Here is a 14,478-nt window from a genome sequence, read left to right as displayed (position 1 = left end):
CCCATTCCCACTCCCAAGGCTCCACATGCCCAGAACCCCCGGACTCGCCGGCGAAAGCGAACTCTCCCCGCTCGACTCGCGCTATGTCAGCGTGCAAGCGCTGCCCTGGAAGCCCACGCCCACGCCGGGCATCGACATGAAGATCCTCATGGAGGATCCCGAATCGGGGCTGCTCACCGCCCTCTTCCGCTGGCAGCCCGGCACCGAGCTGCCACTGCATCAGCACGTGGAGATCGAGCAGACCTATGTGCTGGAAGGCAGCATCGTCGACGACGAGGGCGAAGTTCGAAAGGGCGACTATGTCTGGCGCCCGCGCGGCAACCGTCACATCGCCCGCTCCGTGGAGGGAGCGCTCGTGCTCTCCTTCTTCCTCAAGCCCAACATGTTCCTCACGGGCGAGCTGGCCGGCAAGGAGCTCAAGTGAGCGAAGGCGCCGCGGCGCAGGAGACCGACGTCATCGTCATCGGCTCGGGTGCGGGCGGCCTGGCCGCGGCAGTGACGGCCGCGCAGCGCGGCCTGAAGGTGCTCGTGCTGGAAAAGGATACGGTCTACGGCGGCACGACGGCGCGTTCGGGCGGCGTGCTCTGGATCCCTGCCAATGGCATCAACGGACCGCGCAGCGATGCCGACGTGCGGGCCGCGCGCGAATACCTGGTGCGCGAATGCGGCGAGGCCCTGTTCGACGCGGGCAGGGTCGATGCCTTCCTGGCGAACGGCCCACGCATGGTGGACTTCTTCAGCAGCCAGACCAGCGTCCAGTTCGCGCCGCTGCCGGCCTACCCCGACTACCACCCCGACGAGCCCGGCGCCGTGCCTGGCGGACGGTCCATCATGGCCGCACCCTTCGACGCCCGGGAACTCGGTCCGCGCATGAAGGCCCTGCGGCCGCCGCTGAAGGAAATCACCTTCGTGGGCATGATGTTCAACTCGAGCCAGGAGATTCAGCACTTCTTCAAGGTCACGCGCTCGCTGCGCTCGGCGGTCTACGTCGCGCGCCGCCTGATGGCGCATGGCACGGAAATGCTGCGCTACCGCCGCGCCACGCGCCTGACCAATGGCAACGCGCTGGCGGCACGGCTGGCCAAGAGCGCCTTCGACCTCGGGGCCGAGCTCTGGCTGGACGCGCCCGCGCTTCGCCTCGTGACGCAGGGCGATGGCCGCGTCACCGGCGTGGTGGCAAGGCACCCTGAAACGAAGGCGGATGTGCACATCCGCGCCCGCCGCGGCGTGGTGCTGGCCTGCGGCGGCTTTCCGCAGGATGTGGCCCGGCGCCGCGCGCTGTTCAGCCACGCGCCCACCGGGGCCGAGCACCATTCGCCCGCGCCTGCAACGAACACGGGCGACGGCATTTCGATGGGCATTGCGGCAGGCGGCGTCTTCGAGGACAGCCTGCCGAACCCCGCGGCCTGGATTCCGGTCTCGCTGGTCCCGCGCGGCAAGGCGCCGCACGGGGTGTTTCCGCACCTGATCGACCGCTACAAGCCTGGCGTCATTGCGGTCAACCCCGCCGGGCGCCGCTTCGTGAACGAATCGAACTCCTATCACGACGTCGGCATCGCCATGCGGCGCGAAGCCGGCCACGCGGCCGCTGTGGCCTGGCTGGTGTGCGACCACACGGCGCTGCGGCGCTATGGCCTGGGCCACGTCAAGCCCTTCCCGCTGCCGCTGTGGCCGCAGCTGCGCTCGGGCTACCTGCTGCGAGGCGCGACGCTGGAAGCGCTGGCGCGCCGGATCGGCATCGACCCGGCCGCGTTGCAGCAGACCGTGGCCGAATACAACCGGCATGCCGAGCAGGGAGAAGACCCGGCCTTCGGCCGCGGCTCCACTGCCTACAACCGCTATCTGGGCGATCATGACCACGCGCCCAACCCGTGCGTGGCGCCCATCACGCGAGCCCCCTTCTATGCCTTGCGGGTCACCGTGGGCGACCTCGGCACCTTCGCAGGGCTGCGCACCAATGAGCGCGCCCAGGTGATCGATGCCCGCGGCGCGCCGGTCCCGGGCCTGTACGCGGCCGGCAACGACAGCCTGAGCGTGATGGGCGGCAACTACCCCGGCGCCGGCATCACGCTGGGGCCGGCCATGACCTTCGGCTTCATCGCGGGCGAACAGCTCGCGGCCCTGCAGATGCAACCCACGGAGACCGCGCATGCTGGTTGAACAACGCACCTACATCCTCAAGGGCGATTACACGCCCGCCATGTATTTCGAGGCCTACCGCGCCACCGGCGCCCAGGAGCTGCAGGCGCGCGTGCTGGGCAGGCTGCTGGGCTACTTCGTCACCGAGATCGGCGAGCTCAATGGCCTGGTCCACCTCTGGGGCTATGACAGCTTCGAGGAGCGGGCGCGGCGCCGGGCCCTGCTGGCCCAGGAGCCCGCCTGGCACGACTACCTCGCGCAGATCCGCCCCATGCTGCAGTCGATGAGCAATCGCCTGCTGGTGCCCACCGACTTCTCCCCCATCCGCTGAAACCGTCAAGAATTATGGCCTCCTCCCACACGCCCACCATTCACGAAGACTCCGCGGGCCGCACGCTCGTGTTCGACTCGGCCACCTACGTGCAGGACCATGTGGCACAGCATCCCTGCCAGGGCGACGTGGTCGTCAACGCCTCCTACTCTGGCGTGCTGTGCGCACGCATGGTGATGGCGGCCAAGCCCAAGGCGGTGATCGGACTGGACTGCGCCATCGGCAAGGACGGCGCGGGCATCGCCGGCCTGTGGTTCTACGAGGCGCTGGACGTGCCCGCCGCGGCCGTGGACACCAGCACCGCCGAAATGGGCAACGGCGCCGACCTCTACGACAACGGCATCATCAGCCGCGTCAACGATGCCGCGCAGAAGCTGGGCATCGTGCCCGGCATGCGCGCGCGCGAGGCGGCACAGGCCTTCAAGACCGGCGCGCTCAAGCCCAGGGACTTCGACCCGCACCGCCGGCTGGTGGTTCATACCGACGAGGGCTCGGGCCGGAGCATCGTGTGCACCGACTCCATCGCCTTCGCGCTGCCGCAGGACCGCGAGCGCAACGTTCTGTGCACGGCAGGGCACACGGGCCGCAGCGTGGTGGGCTACTTCCGCCAGTTCCGGCCCTGGGCCTTCATCTGCTCGGACGGCGGCATCGGCAAGAACGACTCGGGCATCTCGGCGCTGAAAGAGGTGGAAGCCGATGGCATTGCAGGCGCCAGCGTGAGTGCCCTGAGCGCCCGCATGGGCGACGGCCAGAGCACCTACTTCGACGGCGTCATCAGCGCTGCCAACAGCGTGGCGATGGCCAGGGGCGTGCGCGTGGGCCAGACCGCGCGCGAGGCGGCCCTGCACCTGCTGGGTTGAAGTCCATGCAGTTCTCCAACGTCCTCATCGATGGCCAGGCGCAGGCCGTCGCGGTGCACGCACACAGGCACTTCCCGCTGCGGCAAAGCCCGCATGCATCCGGCGAACTGGGCGCACGGATCGCCAGGGGCGAAGACCTGCGCGCCCTCGGCAACGAAGCCATCCGCGCAGCCGCCGGCATGGACGCTGCGGGCGCCAGCTTCGCGCCGCTGCTCACGAACCCCGGCAAGGTGATCTGCCTGGGCCTGAACTACATCGACCATGCGAAGGAGGGTGGCCGCGCGCGGCCGGATTACCCGTGGTTCTTCCTGCGCGCCGCAAGCTCGCTGATGGGGCATGGCCAGAGCGCGCTGCTGCCGAGCGTCTCCACGCAGTACGACTTCGAGGCCGAGCTCGCGCTGGTGATCGGCAAACGCGGCAAGCACCTGAAAGGCGAAGCTGCCCTGGATGTGGTGCTGGGCTACAGCTGCTTCAACGACCTGTCGGTGCGCGACTTCCAGAAGAAGACCCCGCAATGGACCATCGGCAAGAACTTTGATGCCAGCGGCGCGTTCGGGCCCTCGCTGGTGCTGGCGCAGGACCTGCCTCGCGGCGCCAAGGGGCTGAGCATCCGCTGCCGCGTCAACGGCCAGACCCTGCAGGAGGCCAACACCTCCGACATGATCTTCGGCGTACAGGAGACGCTGGAGATTCTGAGCGCCTGCATGACGCTGGAGCCCGGCGACGTGATCGTGATGGGAACGCCTTCGGGCGTGGGTTTCGCGCGCACGCCCCCGCTGTGGCTCAGGCACGCAGACACGGTGGAAGTGGACATCGGCAGCGTGGGCACGCTCCTGAACACGGTGCAGCAGGAAGTGGCGTAGCCGGGCCGGGGCCTTGCGTCGCCACGCGAGCTTCGCCAGTGTGATGATCGGCCCCATGAACCCCACGACCTACAACCTGCTGATCTTCGTGCACGTCTGTGCGGCCGCCTTCTGGGTGGGTGGCATGGCAACGATGCATTTCGCCGTGCGCCCGGCCGCGGTGGCGCTGCTGCAGCCGCCGCAGCGGCTGCCTTTCATGGCGGGGGCGCTTGAGCGCTTCTTTGCCGGCGTGTCAGTGGCCGTGCTGCTGCTGTGGGCCAGCGGCCTGGCCCTGCTGATGGGCCAGGGCGGCATGGCCGGCACGCACTGGCGCGTGCATGCGATGCTGACGCTGGCACTGGTGATGAGCGCGATCTACGGCCACATCCGCATGGCCAGCTTCAAGCGGCTGCGGCTGGCCGTGCAGGCGGCCGATTGGCCCGCGGCCGCCGCGCGGCTGAACCAGATCCGGCGCCTGGTGGCGCTGAACCTGGGCCTGGGCGTTCTGACGCTGGCCGTGGCGCTGGTGGGCCGCGCGCTTTGAATCAAGCGTCTTCACGGTCCCCGTGAATTTTCAGCCGGCCGCGCCGAGGACCCGCGCAAACAGCTCGTTGCGAAAGTGGATGCCCAGCCGCGCGAAGGCACGCTGGCGGTAGGTCTTGACGGTAGGCAGGGCAAGCTGCAGGTCGGCCGCGATGCCTTCGAGCGTGAGGCCACGCAGCAGCCGCACGCACACGGCCAGTTCGCGCGCCGTCAGGGCCGGGCACAGGCGGCGCAGGTGCGCCTCCAGGTCGGCGGCTGGCACGGCGGCCACGGCCTGCGTGTGCGCGGCGGCGGGCTCCCGGGTGAGCGCCACATGCTTGCGCACGATGGCCACCAGCGCCGGGGCCAGTGCGCCCAGCCGCTCGATGGCGGCCGGGCCGAAGGCCGGCTGGTGGGCGTGGCGGTAGAAGTTGATGGCCAGCATGCCGCCGTCGGCCTCCTGCGCCAGCGACAGGCGCTCGGCCATGCCATGCGCGTCGTACACCTTGGCGCGGTGCTCGGCCGGCGCCTCCTGCGCATCGAGGTGGCACAGATGCGGCGTGCTGGGCGGCAGCAGCGCCATGGGGCCGAAGCTGTGGTCGGCGCGGTGCGGGCCGCTGAGGTAGGCGCGCCAGCAGTCGCGCGTGGTGTCGGGCACGCCGCAGGCGGCCGACAGGAAGAGGGCAGGCGCTTCGCCGAGCCGGTACACCGACCACGAGGCCGCCGGCAGCAGGCTCTGCACCTGCCCCAGCACGGCAGCGCCGAAGCCCGGCTGGCCGATGGCATCGATGAGCCCGCCCAGCAGGCGGGGAGCGGCGTCGGGCGCCGCGGCAAGCGGCCAGCTTTTCATGGCAGGGGCGGGCGAGGGCGCAGCAAGAGGGGTTGGAGCGGCTGTCATCTTCGCGGATGACAGGGGCCATGGGCACCCGGACATACGCTAGCGGCCCATGATCCTGCCAGAACCGCCGCCACTGAATTTCTTCGCCACGCTGCACGTGGAGGTCGCCACGCCACAGGATGTGGGCCCCACGCCGCGCGGCAGGCGCCGCCTGATCCCGATCACGGGCGGCACGGCCCGGGGCGTGGACTGGCAGGCGCGCGTGTGCCCGGGCGGCGCCGACTTCCAGCTCATCGGCGAGGACGGCCTCACCGACCTGGATGCGCGCTACACGCTGGAGACCGACGCCGGCGACTGGATCTATGTGCAGAACACCGCGCTGCGCAGCGGCCCGCCCGAGGCCATGGCCCGCCTGGCGCGTGGCGAGCCGGTGGACCCCGCGCTGATCTATTTCCGCTGCCTGCCGCGCTTCGAGACCGGCTCGCGCGCGCTGGGCTGGATCAACAGCCACCTGTTCGTGGGCACGGGCGCGCGCCTGCCCCAGCAGGTGCAGATGCAGTTCTTCGCGCTGGGCTGAAGCCCGTCCTTCCGCCCGCCATCACACACCCAAAAAACACGAACGCCCATTCACGGAGACACCCACCATGACGACCCCCTGCCACATCCGCCCCCTTGCCCGCCGCAGCGCGCTGACCCTGGCCGCGCTGGGACTGATGGGCCTGGCCCTGCCCGCCGCCGCCCAGGGCAGCTACCCCGACAAGCCCGTGCGCATCATCGTGGGCTTCCCGGCCGGCACCGGGCCCGACATCGTGGCCCGCCTGGTCGCGCAGAAGCTGTCGGAAGGCTGGAAGAACGTGGGCGTGGTGGTGGACAACAAGCCCGGCGCGGCGGGACTGATCGCGGCCAGCGAACTCGCGCGCGCACCGGCCGACGGCTACACCCTGCTGCTGGCCGAAACGGGCATGCTCTCCATCGCGCCGAGCACCTACAACCGGCTGCCCTACGACCCTGTCAAGGACTTCCTGCCCGTCAGCCAGGTGGTCAGCACCGACTTCGTGCTGCTGGTGAATCCGCAGAAAGTGCCCGCGAAGAACGTCAAGGAATACGCCGCCTGGAGTCAGAAGCAGAAGGGCCTGTTCATGGCCACCTTCGGCGCCGGCACGCTGGGCCACTTCGGCGCCTACCGCTTCGGCGATGCCATCGGCCAGAAGCCGGAAGCCGTGCACTACCGCAACACGGCCGACGCGCTGGGCGGCCTGTTCAGCGGCGACGTCTCCGGCGTCTTCGCCACCATCGGCCTGGCCGCGGCCAACATCAAGGCCGGCAAGCTGGTGGCCCTGGGCAGCACCGGCAGCACGCGCAGTCCCTCGCTGCCCGAAGTGCCCACCATCGTCGAGCAAGGCTACCCCGACCTGGCCTTCTCGGCCTGGTTTGGCATCGTCGCGCCGGCCAACACGCCCGGCGCCATCGTGGACAAGCTCAATGCCGACATCGTGCGCGCCGTGCAATCGGCCGATGGCAAGCAGAAGCTGCTGGACGCGGGCTTCAGGCCCACCGGCACCAGCGCGGCAGAATTCAGGCAGATCATTGCCGCGGATACCGTGACCTGGCGCAAGGCCGTGCAGGCCACGGGCTTCAAGGCAGACTGACAACCCCAGGCGGCTTCGCCGCGCGCCGATGGCGCCTTTGAATCCCTGCACCCGGAAAAGAAGAAGAGATATCCATGAAAGTCGCCATCATCGGCGCCGGCATCGGCGGCCTGACGCTTGCGCTCGCACTGCACCGCGCAGGCATCGAGGCCGAGGTCTACGAGGCATCGGAACAGATCCGCCCGCTGGGCGTGGGCATCAACCTGCTGCCCCATGCGACGGCCGAGCTGACCGGGCTGGGCCTGGGCCCGGCGCTGGGCGAGATCGGCGTGCAGACGGCCGCGCTGGCCTACTACAACCGCTTCGGCCAGCGCATCTGGCACGAGCCGCGCGGCCTGGCCGCGGGCTATCCGGTGCCGCAGTACTCGGTGCACCGCGGCGAGTTCCAGATGCTGCTGCACCAGGCGGCCGTGGAGCGCCTGGGCGCGCACCGCATCCACACCGGGCTCGCGCTCGAATCGGTGACGCTTACCGGCTCCACCTTGATGGACCCTGGCAGCGAGCCGGCCGTGTTCAGCCTGCGCCGGCGCAGCGACGACACGCTGGTGGAAGCCAGCGCCGACGTGCTGGTGGGCGCAGACGGCATCCACTCGGCCGTGCGCCGCAGCTTCTACCCCGTGGGCGATGCACCGCGCTTCTCGCGCCGGCTGCTGTGGCGCGGCGTGACCGACGCCGCGCCCTATCTGGACGGTCAGACCATGTTCATGGCCGGCCACCAAGACCAGAAGTTCGTCTGCTACCCGATCTCCGAACAACTGCGCCGCGAAGGCCGCTCGCGCATCAACTGGATCGCCGAGCTGCGCGTGCCGGGCACCGAGGACGACACGCCGCCCAAGAGCGACTGGAACAAGCGCGTGGACAAGTCGGTGTTCGCGGACAGCTTCGCCGACTGGCGCTGGGACTGGATCGACATTCCGGCCGTGATCGCCGGCGCGCAGGCGATCTACGAGTTCCCGATGGTGGACAAGGACCCGCTGCCGGGCTGGACGCGCGGGCGAGTGACGCTGCTGGGCGATGCCGCGCACCCGATGTACCCCATCGGCTCCAACGGCAGCGCGCAGGCCATCATGGATGCGCGCGCGCTCACCGATGCGCTGGTGCAGTTCAAGGACCCGTCGATGGCGCTGCGCGAATACGAGGCCGACCGGCTGCCGCGCACCGCGGGCATCGTGCTGCGCAACCGCATGAACGGCCCCGAGCAGGTGATGCAGCTGGCGCACCAGCGCGCGCCGCAGGGTTTTGACGACATCGAAAGCGTGGTGCCGCAGGCGGAGCTGGCGGCCATTGCGCTGCGCTACAAGCAGCTGGCGGGCTTCGATCCGGCGGCGGTGGCGCGGGCGGCGGCCGGCGGCGCGAAGGCCTGATGCGCCCGCGCGGGCTTGTTTGCTAGCGCGCTGCCGCGGGCTGCGGCACCGCCAGGGCCGAAGGCATCGCGGCGCGAGGCGACGCCTTCGTGCGCTGGCGGCGCTCCCAGACTTTCTCGTGGAAGAAGAAGGCCACGGCCTGCACACTGGGCTCCAGCAGGCTCAGGGTCAGCGCCATCCAGAAATTGCCGGTGACCGCATAGGCCACCATGGCCGCCACGGTGATGTGCAGCACGTAGTAACTGGCGGTCTTCTGCAGGGCGGGAAGGTGAGGGCGGATCAGGCGACGCATGGGAAAGGCTCCGTTCCGGCGGCTATGCCAGAAAAACTATCAACATGGTTCAAATGATAATTACTATCAATTGATCGCATGATGAGATTCGCCCATCGCCGCCATGCAGCGGCCCTATGGCCGCCCAAGCCGCGTCGCCGCTCCGTCAGTCGCGCATCAGCGCCTCGATCTCGTCGCCCTTCACCGGCACGCCGCGCGTGATCAGTTCGCAGCCGCCTTCGGTGACCACCGCGTCGTCCTCGATGCGGATGCCGATGTTGTGGAACTGCTCGGGCACGCCTTCGGCGGGGCGCACGTAGATGCCCGGCTCGATGGTCAGCACCATGCCGGGCTTGAGGATGCGGCTGGGGCGGTTCTTGATGAGTTCGCCCGAGAGCGGGTCCTTGCGCTCGCTGACTTCGCCCACCTGCGTGGGTTCCACGTAGCTGCCGCAGTCGTGCACGTCCATGCCCAGCCAGTGGCCGGTGCGGTGCATGTAGAACTGGAAGTAGCTGCGGTTGTCGATCACGTCCTGCGCGCTGCCCACCTTGTTGGCGTCGAGCAGGCCCAGGTCGAGCATGCCCTGCGCGAGCACCTTCACGGTGGCCTCGTGCGGGTCGTTGAAGCGATTGCCGGCCTTCGTGGCGGCCACGGCCGCGTCCTGGCTGGCCAGCACCAGGTCGTACAGCGCGCGCTGCGGGCCGGTGAACCGGCCGTTGGCGGGGAAGGTGCGCGTGATGTCGCTGGCGTAGCCGTCCAACTCGCAGCCCGCGTCGATCAGTACCAGCTCGCCCGCGCGCACGGGCGCGGCGTCGGCGCGGTAGTGCAGCACGCAGGCATTGGCGCCGGCCGCGACGATGGAGCCATAGGCCGGGTACTGCGAGCCGCCCTGGCGGAATTCATGCAGCAGCTCGGCATCGAGGTGGTATTCGCGCACCTCCTGCCCGGCGCGCAGCATGCGCGCGCTGGTCTGCATGGCGCGCACATGGGCGCGCGCGCTGATGGCGCTGGCGCGGCGCATGATGTCCAGCTCGTGCGCGTCCTTGACGAGGCGCATTTCATCGAGCGGGCCGCACAGGTCGCGCTGCTGTTCGGGGCACAGGGCGCCGAAGCGCACGCGCGCGCGCACCTGCTGCAGCCAGCCGTCCACGCGCGTTTCCAGGCCGGCGTGGGTGGCAAAGGGGTACCAGACCACGGCCTTGTTCTCCAGCATGCGCGGCAGCCGGCTGGCCAGCTCGTCGACCGAGAAGGCTTCATCCACGCCCAGCGCGCCTGGCGCGGCCTCGGGGCCCAGGCGCAGGCCGTCCCAGATCTCGCGCTCGATGTCCTTGGGCGCGCAGAACAAGGTGCTGCGGCCGTCGCCCGTGAGCACCAGCCAGGCCTTGGCTTCGGCAAAGCCCGTGAGGTAGTAGAAGTAGCTGTCGTGCCGGTAGAGGAAGTCCGTGTCGCGGTTGCGCGGGTATTCCTGGGCGGTGGGGATGATGGCGATGCCGTCGGGCCCGATCTGGCGGGCAAGTGCGGCGCGGCGGGAAGCGTAGGGCGAGCTCATCGTTGCATCGTACCGCCGCGCCCGCGGGTCTGCGCGCGTGCTTTGTCGTCTAGTGCGCGCGCTGCATGCGGCCCGAGGGCAGCAGCGTGCGCCCCGCCGCGGCATGCACGACGGCGCCGACCAGCGCTCGGGCCACGCGCTCGGCGCGGATGGCGCGGTAGTTGGCCGGGATCAGCGGCCGCAGCCAGCGGCTGATCACGGCGCCCACGCCTTCGCCCCTGCGCTCGGGCTGGCCCAGCGACGTGCGGTCGCCGATCAGGAGCGAAGGACGCGCGATGACCAGGCTGTCGTAGCCCAGTGCCGACAGCGCCTCCTCGGTCTCGCCCTTGACGCGGTTGTAGAAGATGCGCGAGTGCGCATCGGCGCCCATGGCGCTGACCACGCCCAGCCGCCGCGCGCCCGCGGCCCAGCCCGCACCGGCGACGGCCAGCACGGCGTCGTGGTCCACGGCGCGAAAGGCCTGCTGGCTGCCCGCCACCTGAATGGTGGTGCCCAGCGCGATGAAGACCGCGTCCAGCCGCGGCAGTGGCGGGATGCTGCGCAGGTCCGAATGGTGATGCTGCAGCTTCTGATGCCGATGCCCGCTCGGGCGGCGGCCCACGGTGTGCACTTCCAGCACCGACGGATCGGCCAGCAGCAGCGCGAGCAGCTCGCGCCCCACCAGGCCCGTGGCGCCGGCCAGCAGCACGCGGCGGCAGTCGTGGGCGGGTGTGGCGGGTGCGGTCATCTCAGTGGCGCCCGGCCGCCCGAAGGCACTGAGGCACCCCCTCGGGGGGCAGCGGACCTCGCGAAGCGGGGGAGCGTGGGGGTAGTTTCATTTCAGCGCGTTGAGCTGCGCCAGCCGCTCGGGCGTGCCCACGTCGGTCCAGGCGCCGGTGTAGAGCTCGGCGCTCACGCGGCCTGCGTCCATGGCCGCGCGCAGCAGCGGCGCCAGTGCCACCTGCCGGCCTTCGGGGTTGCCGGCTGCGATGTCGCACCACGGCGGCGCAAAGAGCGCGTCGCGGAACAGGCCGATGGTGGAGTAGGTGTAGCGCGGCTGTTCGGGCGGTGTTCCTGCATCTGGCCGGTTCGGCAGGTTCAGGGCCAGGCCGTCGGCCGACAGGCCGAAATCGCCGCGCGGGTTGTGGGCCGGGTTGGGCACCAGCCAGAGGTGGGCCAGTGCGCTGCCGGCCGCAAAGCGGGCCATCGCCTGCGGACTGAACTGGAAGTCGGGCGCGAACACGTCGCCCGCGGCCAGCCAGAACACGCGCTGCAGGCGGGGCAGGGCGCGCGCGATGCCGCCCGCGGTTTCCAGGGCCTGGCCATCGCCGCGGCCTTCGTGGGAATACAGCAGCTCGATCGGCCCGGCGCCGTCCGCCAGCACCGGCCGCTCGCCGAAGTGCGCGGGAATCTGATCACCCAGCCAACCGGTGTTGACCATCACGCAGCCCACGCCGCCCCGCGCCAGCGCTTCCAGCGGCCACTGCATCAGCGGCTTGCCGCGCACGGGCAGCAGGGGTTTGGGCGTGGCGTCGGTCAGCGGGCGCATGCGCTGGCCGCGCCCGGCGGCCAGCAGCATGGCCTGCGCGCGCACGGCGGATGTCGCCTTGGCGTCAGAGCTCATGGGAAGGGGACTGGCCACGCTGCAAGGCGTGGCGCTGCACCCGGCCGGGCACGAACAGCGCCAACAGGGTGTCGAGAAGCTGATGGGCCTGGGGTGCGTGGTCGCCACCGAAGTTGCAGACGTACACGTCCAGGGTCACGGCCCGGTGCTCGGGCCAGGTGTGGACGCACAGGTGCGATTCGGCCAGCAGCACGGTGGCCGTGACGCCGCCGGGGCCCTGGTCCGTGGCCGGGAAGCTGTGGAACAGCTGCCCCACCGCCTGCAGGCCGGCGCTGCGCACGGCAGCCGTGCAGCGCTCGCCCAGCGCCTGCGCATCGACCAGCCAGCGCGCATCGCACTGGCAGTCGTGGAGGTCGGCGGTGAGATGCAGGCCTTGCATGGCCTTGGACTCTAGCAGCCCAACGCAGGCCGCCGGGCCCGCTGCACCCCGCTCGCTAAAATAGCGAGCTCTTCTCCCCCACCCTCCCCTGAAAGCCTCACCCATGGCCCAACAAGCCCTGATGGCCAACGCGATCCGCGCGCTGGCAATGGACGCCGTCCAACAAGCCAATTCCGGCCACCCCGGCGCCCCGATGGGCATGGCCGACATGGCAGTGGCCCTGTGGGGTGAACACCTGCAGCACAACCCGGCCAATCCGCAGTGGGCCAACCGTGACCGCTTCGTGCTGTCCAACGGCCACGGCTCCATGCTGATCTATGCCGTGCTGCACCTGACGGGCTACCCGCTGCCCATCGAAGAGCTGAAGAACTTCCGCCAGCTGCACAGCAAGACCGCCGGCCACCCCGAAGTGGGCATCACGCCGGGCGTGGAAACCACCACCGGCCCGCTGGGCCAGGGCATCACCAATGCCGTGGGCTTCGCGCTGGCCGAAAAGCTGCTGGCGAGCGAATTCAACCGTGACGGCCACAGCATCGTGGACCACCGCACCTACGTGTTCCTGGGCGACGGCTGCCTGATGGAAGGCATCAGCCACGAGGCCATCGCCCTGGCCGGCGCCTGGAAGCTGGGCAAGCTGATCGCGCTGTACGACGACAACGGCATCTCCATCGACGGCAAGGTCACGCCCTGGTTCATCGACAACACGCCCGAGCGCTTCAAGGCCTGCGGCTGGAACGTGCTGGGCCCGGTCGATGGCCATGACGCCGTGGCCGTGTCGGCCGCGATTGCCGAAGCGAAGCAAGCCGGCGACAAGCCCACGCTGATCGTGTGCAAGACCGAGATCGGCAAGGGCAGCCCCAACCGCGCGGGCACGGCCAAGGCCCACGGCGAGCCGCTGGGTGCCGACGAGATCGGCCTGACGCGCAGCGCCATCGGCTGGGCCCATGCGCCCTTCGAGCTGCCCGAAGCCGTGTACCAGGCCTGGGACGCCAAGGCCGCTGGCGCCGAGCAGGAAGCCGCCTGGAACGAGAAGTTCGCCGCCTACGAGGCCGCCTTCCCCGACCTGGCTGCCGAATTCAAGCGCCGCATGGCCGGCGAGCTGCCCAAGGCCTTCGACCAGGTGGCCGTCGATGCCGTGCTGACCGCCCACACCCAGGCCCAGACCGTGGCCAGCCGCAAGGCCAGCCAGCTCGCGCTGGAAGCCTTCACCACCGCGCTGCCCGAACTGCTGGGCGGCAGCGCCGACCTGACCGGCTCCAACCTGACCAAGACCGCCGCCACGCCCGACCTGCGCTTCGACGCCGCCGGCCATGTGGTGAAGAACGAGTCCGGCGTCGGTGGCCGTCACATCAACTACGGCGTGCGCGAGTTCGGCATGGCCGCCATCATGAACGGCGTGGCGCTGCACGGCGGCTACATCCCCTACGGCGGCACCTTCCTCACGTTCAGCGACTACAGCCGCAACGCCATCCGCATGGCTGCGCTGATGAAGCAGCGCGTGATCCACGTCTTCACGCACGACTCCATCGGCCTGGGCGAGGACGGTCCCACGCACCAGTCCATCGAGCACGCCGCGAGCCTGCGCCTGATCCCGAACCTGGACGTCTGGCGCCCCGGCGACACGGCCGAGACCACGGTGGCCTGGGCCTGCGCGCTGCGCAACAAGAGCCAGCCCACGGCGCTGCTGCTGTCGCGCCAGAACCTGCCCTACGCGCCCAAGGACGAGCTGGCCGACATCAGCCGCGGCGCCTACGTGCTGGCCGAGCCCTCGCGCGTGGGCCTGAAGAAGAAGGCCAAGGCCGTGATCATCGCCACCGGCTCCGAAGTGCAGTTGGCGCTCAAGGCGCAGGAGCTGCTGGCGGCGCGCAAGATCCCGGTGCGCGTGGTTTCCATGCCCAGCACCACCACCTTCGACAAGCAGGACGTCAAGTACAAGAAGGCCGTGCTGCCCAAGGGCCTGCCGCGCGTGGCGGTCGAAATGGGCACTACCGACGGCTGGTGGAAGTACGGCGTCGATGCAGTGATCGGCATCGACAGCTACGGCGAATCGGCCCCCGCACCGGTGCTGTTCCAGCATTTCGGCTTCACGCCCGAACACGTGGCCGCCACGGTCGAGGTCGTGCTGCGCTGA

The 14,478-nt window shown here is 70.0% G+C and carries 16 protein-coding genes; 10 read left to right on the top strand and 6 right to left on the bottom strand.

Annotated elements, in window-relative coordinates; translation table 11 throughout:
* The first annotated feature begins 25 nt into the window (after window positions 1–25).
* Genes PGB34_RS22675 through PGB34_RS22650 form a run of 6 tightly spaced genes read left to right on the top strand, consistent with a single transcriptional unit; the run spans window position 26 to window position 4,716 of the window.
* Entirely contained in the window at window positions 26–424 is a 399-nt protein-coding gene (locus PGB34_RS22675) for a cupin domain-containing protein (RefSeq protein ID WP_271430386.1), read from the top strand.
* Window positions 421–2,160, top strand: a complete 1,740-nt coding sequence (locus PGB34_RS22670) for an FAD-dependent oxidoreductase (protein ID WP_271430385.1) — start codon at window positions 421–423, stop codon at window positions 2,158–2,160. The genes PGB34_RS22675 and PGB34_RS22670 overlap by 4 nt, the downstream gene beginning before the upstream one ends.
* A complete protein-coding gene (locus PGB34_RS22665; protein WP_271430384.1) occupies window positions 2,150–2,470 on the top strand; it encodes an NIPSNAP family protein in 321 nt (106 codons plus the stop codon). Before PGB34_RS22670 ends, PGB34_RS22665 begins: the two co-directional genes overlap by 11 nt.
* Before the next feature lie 14 nt (window positions 2,471–2,484).
* Window positions 2,485–3,330 (top strand): hypothetical protein, encoded by an 846-nt coding sequence (locus tag PGB34_RS22660; protein ID WP_271430383.1) that lies wholly within the window; start codon window positions 2,485–2,487, stop codon window positions 3,328–3,330.
* Window positions 3,331–3,335: 5 nt separating this feature from the next.
* Window positions 3,336–4,193 (top strand): fumarylacetoacetate hydrolase family protein, encoded by an 858-nt coding sequence (locus PGB34_RS22655; RefSeq protein WP_271430382.1) that lies wholly within the window; start codon window positions 3,336–3,338, stop codon window positions 4,191–4,193.
* A gap of 55 nt (window positions 4,194–4,248) precedes the next feature.
* The gene (locus tag PGB34_RS22650) at window positions 4,249–4,716 is read left to right on the top strand and encodes a CopD family protein (protein ID WP_271430381.1); all 468 of its coding nucleotides are present in this window, start codon (window positions 4,249–4,251) and stop codon (window positions 4,714–4,716) included.
* A gap of 30 nt (window positions 4,717–4,746) precedes the next feature.
* Here the strand turns inward: PGB34_RS22650 and PGB34_RS22645 are convergent, their stop codons facing one another.
* Window positions 4,747–5,544 carry a helix-turn-helix transcriptional regulator gene (locus PGB34_RS22645; protein ID WP_271430380.1) on the bottom strand — a complete coding sequence of 266 codons (798 nt, stop codon included), beginning with the start codon at window positions 5,542–5,544 and terminating at the stop codon, window positions 4,747–4,749.
* Between the two features lie 97 nt (window positions 5,545–5,641).
* Here PGB34_RS22645 and PGB34_RS22640 point away from each other — a divergent pair, with 97 nt between their 5' ends.
* From PGB34_RS22640 to PGB34_RS22630, 3 genes are all read left to right on the top strand, one after another.
* A complete protein-coding gene (locus PGB34_RS22640) occupies window positions 5,642–6,109 on the top strand; it encodes a DUF3237 domain-containing protein (RefSeq protein ID WP_271430379.1) in 468 nt (155 codons plus the stop codon).
* 67 nt (window positions 6,110–6,176) lie between these two features.
* On the top strand, window positions 6,177–7,181 hold the full coding sequence (locus tag PGB34_RS22635; protein ID WP_271430378.1) for a Bug family tripartite tricarboxylate transporter substrate binding protein: 1,005 nt from the start codon (window positions 6,177–6,179) through the stop codon (window positions 7,179–7,181).
* 74 nt (window positions 7,182–7,255) lie between these two features.
* Window positions 7,256–8,545, top strand: coding sequence for a flavin-dependent oxidoreductase (locus tag PGB34_RS22630; protein WP_271430377.1), 1,290 nt, complete (start codon window positions 7,256–7,258; stop codon window positions 8,543–8,545).
* A gap of 22 nt (window positions 8,546–8,567) precedes the next feature.
* Here PGB34_RS22630 and PGB34_RS22625 read toward each other — a convergent pair whose 3' ends face one another.
* The 5 genes from PGB34_RS22625 to speD form a co-directional block, all read right to left on the bottom strand.
* Window positions 8,568–8,837, bottom strand: a complete 270-nt coding sequence (locus PGB34_RS22625) for a DUF2061 domain-containing protein (RefSeq protein ID WP_271430376.1) — start codon at window positions 8,835–8,837, stop codon at window positions 8,568–8,570.
* 145 nt (window positions 8,838–8,982) lie between these two features.
* Complete coding sequence (locus PGB34_RS22620) at window positions 8,983–10,365, bottom strand: aminopeptidase P N-terminal domain-containing protein (protein WP_271430375.1); 1,383 nt, start codon at window positions 10,363–10,365, stop codon at window positions 8,983–8,985.
* A 49-nt stretch (window positions 10,366–10,414) separates the two neighbouring features.
* The gene (locus tag PGB34_RS22615) at window positions 10,415–11,092 is read right to left on the bottom strand and encodes an NAD-dependent epimerase/dehydratase family protein (RefSeq protein ID WP_271430374.1); all 678 of its coding nucleotides are present in this window, start codon (window positions 11,090–11,092) and stop codon (window positions 10,415–10,417) included.
* An 87-nt stretch (window positions 11,093–11,179) separates the two neighbouring features.
* Window positions 11,180–11,968 (bottom strand): nucleotidyltransferase family protein, encoded by a 789-nt coding sequence (locus PGB34_RS22610; RefSeq protein WP_271430373.1) that lies wholly within the window; start codon window positions 11,966–11,968, stop codon window positions 11,180–11,182.
* Window positions 11,958–12,347 carry an adenosylmethionine decarboxylase gene (gene speD, locus PGB34_RS22605; RefSeq protein ID WP_271430372.1) on the bottom strand — a complete coding sequence of 130 codons (390 nt, stop codon included), beginning with the start codon at window positions 12,345–12,347 and terminating at the stop codon, window positions 11,958–11,960. The genes PGB34_RS22610 and speD overlap by 11 nt, the downstream gene beginning before the upstream one ends.
* 88 nt (window positions 12,348–12,435) lie before the next feature.
* Here speD and tkt point away from each other — a divergent pair, with 88 nt between their 5' ends.
* On the top strand, window positions 12,436–14,478 hold the full coding sequence (tkt, locus tag PGB34_RS22600; protein ID WP_271430409.1) for a transketolase: 2,043 nt from the start codon (window positions 12,436–12,438) through the stop codon (window positions 14,476–14,478).

The sequence above is a fragment of the Xenophilus arseniciresistens genome, from assembly GCF_028023875.1.
GTDB classification, from domain to species: domain Bacteria; phylum Pseudomonadota; class Gammaproteobacteria; order Burkholderiales; family Burkholderiaceae_C; genus Xenophilus; species Xenophilus arseniciresistens.
This window is presented reverse-complemented; position numbering and strand designations above follow the sequence as displayed.

Coding starts and splice junctions, on each gene's coding strand:
- PGB34_RS22645 (WP_271430380.1), bottom strand. CDS start 5,544: ATGAAAAGCTGGCCGCTTGCCGCGGCGCCCGACGCCGCTCCCCGCCTG.
- PGB34_RS22610 (WP_271430373.1), bottom strand. CDS start 11,968: ATGAGCTCTGACGCCAAGGCGACATCCGCCGTGCGCGCGCAGGCCATG.
- PGB34_RS22655 (WP_271430382.1), top strand. CDS start 3,336: ATGCAGTTCTCCAACGTCCTCATCGATGGCCAGGCGCAGGCCGTCGCG.
- PGB34_RS22660 (WP_271430383.1), top strand. CDS start 2,485: ATGGCCTCCTCCCACACGCCCACCATTCACGAAGACTCCGCGGGCCGC.
- PGB34_RS22630 (WP_271430377.1), top strand. CDS start 7,256: ATGAAAGTCGCCATCATCGGCGCCGGCATCGGCGGCCTGACGCTTGCG.
- PGB34_RS22665 (WP_271430384.1), top strand. CDS start 2,150: ATGCTGGTTGAACAACGCACCTACATCCTCAAGGGCGATTACACGCCC.
- PGB34_RS22675 (WP_271430386.1), top strand. CDS start 26: ATGCCCAGAACCCCCGGACTCGCCGGCGAAAGCGAACTCTCCCCGCTC.
- PGB34_RS22620 (WP_271430375.1), bottom strand. CDS start 10,365: ATGAGCTCGCCCTACGCTTCCCGCCGCGCCGCACTTGCCCGCCAGATC.
- PGB34_RS22650 (WP_271430381.1), top strand. CDS start 4,249: ATGAACCCCACGACCTACAACCTGCTGATCTTCGTGCACGTCTGTGCG.
- PGB34_RS22635 (WP_271430378.1), top strand. CDS start 6,177: ATGACGACCCCCTGCCACATCCGCCCCCTTGCCCGCCGCAGCGCGCTG.
- PGB34_RS22625 (WP_271430376.1), bottom strand. CDS start 8,837: ATGCGTCGCCTGATCCGCCCTCACCTTCCCGCCCTGCAGAAGACCGCC.
- PGB34_RS22615 (WP_271430374.1), bottom strand. CDS start 11,092: ATGACCGCACCCGCCACACCCGCCCACGACTGCCGCCGCGTGCTGCTG.
- speD (WP_271430372.1), bottom strand. CDS start 12,347: ATGCAAGGCCTGCATCTCACCGCCGACCTCCACGACTGCCAGTGCGAT.
- PGB34_RS22640 (WP_271430379.1), top strand. CDS start 5,642: ATGATCCTGCCAGAACCGCCGCCACTGAATTTCTTCGCCACGCTGCAC.